Here is a 1,811-nt window from a genome sequence, read left to right on the forward strand (position 1 = left end):
TAGCTGATGAGTAAAAATGGGCTACTAATAGACCATTCAATAAGTGCCAACACAGTTTTTATATCCTTAGGAATAATTGCGACGTCAAATGTCTATTTATTTTCTGCGTGGTGGCACGGTTGAGGATGAAATTGACTCAATTAATAATGAGTTCAGCAATTATCTTACCCAAAAATCGTAGACAGGTATGTCAGCTATATGGTTAAGCGTGTTGATATTTGGTTAAGCAAAACAGGCAGTAGTTAAACTTAAAAACGATTCTAATGCCTATTATTTTTAACAATATAGGGTTGTCATGTAGTTATTCTTTACGCTATTCTGTAATAGGTGTCTGCTTATTAGGGTTGAAAGGGTAGATAGGTTTTAAAATACACTATTTTTCACTGACATAATGAGGCTACCTATGACATTTACATTGACATCCATTTATACTAAATCATCTAAGCGCTACGGCAAAAAGTTACTGTACAGTGCCAGCGCCTCTTTAGGCTTAGCGGCATTACTACTGAGCCAAACGGCGGCAGCGATTACGACTAAAAACGTCACTTATACGGTAGATAACCAACCCTATGAGGGATATTACGCCAAAGCAGATAAGCCAAACGCGCCGTTTATCTTACTGATTCATGATTGGGATGGGCTAACAGACTACGAGCGCAAACGCGCTGATATGTTGGCAAATGAGGGCTATAACGTACTGGCTGCTGACATGTTTGGGAAAGGCATCCGCCCAACGAATATTGAAGATAATAAACGCTTAACCGGCGCACTATATGACGATCGCAGCAAAATGCGCCGCTTACTACAAGGCGCATTGAACGCCGGTCAAGCGCAAGGCAATGATGCTCGTACAGGCGTGACAATGGGCTATTGTTTTGGCGGTACAGTTGCTTTAGAGCTAGCACGCTCAGGATTCCCGCAAAAAGCATTTGTCCCCTTCCATGGTGCCTTTGATACCCCAACCGGTCAAAGCTATAATAAGACGACTGGCGAGATATTGGTATTTCATGGGTCTGCGGATGAATCCGTCTCCCTTGAAAGCTTTGCCACTTTGGGTAAGACGTTAGAAGCGGCAAAAGTGCCGCATGAAATGGTCACTTACAGTGGTGCACCTCATGCCTTTAGCGTGTTCGGCAGCGATAGATATGATGCTCGCGCTGATGAACGTTCTTGGAAACGTTATTTAGATTTTTTAGCAGAAGCCTATAAATAATTTGACTGTACGCAAACAATATAAACAGCTGTAAATAAAAAGACCTCTCAATCAAGATCTTATAACGATCGATTGCGAGGTCTTTTTTTCAAATCTTCGCCGATCTATTGCTTTTGGAATACCAATAGCTGGTTATTAGCAGGCATAGTATATTTATCAGATAGTTTTAAATGATGTCTGCTTGCCAAAACTATTATGTCTTCCAAATGACGAATACCGCTCTTTGGGTCGCGTTGTCGTAGACTAATATCAAATTGCTGATTACCGGCACTGGTATAATGCCCGTTTTCATTAAAAGGTCCATAAACGATTAATTTTCCATTGATAGGTAAAGCATCACCTACTAACTCAAACAATTTTTCCACCAAAGACCATGAGATAATATGCAGGGTGTTGGCGGTAAATACCGCATCATAGGGCTGATTGCTAGCAAGACTAATCGGTAATGGATCGACTGACAAATCAAAAGTTAGCGGCGCATATAGATTAGGCGCAGGATGAGCAGCATGCCAAGCATTGATAGTGGTTTGATGCGCTAACACATCACTCGTCTGCCAGATTAAATGGGCTAATCTCGGTGCAAAATATACGCTATGCT

Annotated in this window: 2 protein-coding genes; one reads left to right on the plus strand and one right to left on the minus strand. The window is 41.4% G+C overall.

Features of this window, described 5'->3' with window-relative positions:
• Positions 1–403: 403 nt before the first annotated feature.
• Positions 404–1,213, plus strand: coding sequence for a dienelactone hydrolase family protein (locus tag VLN09_RS01230; RefSeq protein WP_325243319.1), 810 nt, complete (start codon positions 404–406; stop codon positions 1,211–1,213).
• 104 nt (positions 1,214–1,317) lie between these two features.
• On the opposite strand, the gene VLN09_RS01235 is transcribed toward VLN09_RS01230, so the two are convergent.
• The coding region (locus VLN09_RS01235) for a DUF938 domain-containing protein (RefSeq protein WP_325243321.1) at positions 1,318–1,811 on the minus strand (494 nt) is incomplete at its 5' end.

This window comes from Psychrobacter sp. (genome assembly GCF_035469765.1).
Lineage (GTDB): Bacteria > Pseudomonadota > Gammaproteobacteria > Pseudomonadales > Moraxellaceae > Psychrobacter.

Bases quoted from the DNA above. Each gene is read 5' to 3' on its own strand.
- VLN09_RS01230 (WP_325243319.1), top strand. From the start codon at position 404: ATGACATTTACATTGACATCCATTTATACTAAATCATCTAAGCGCTAC.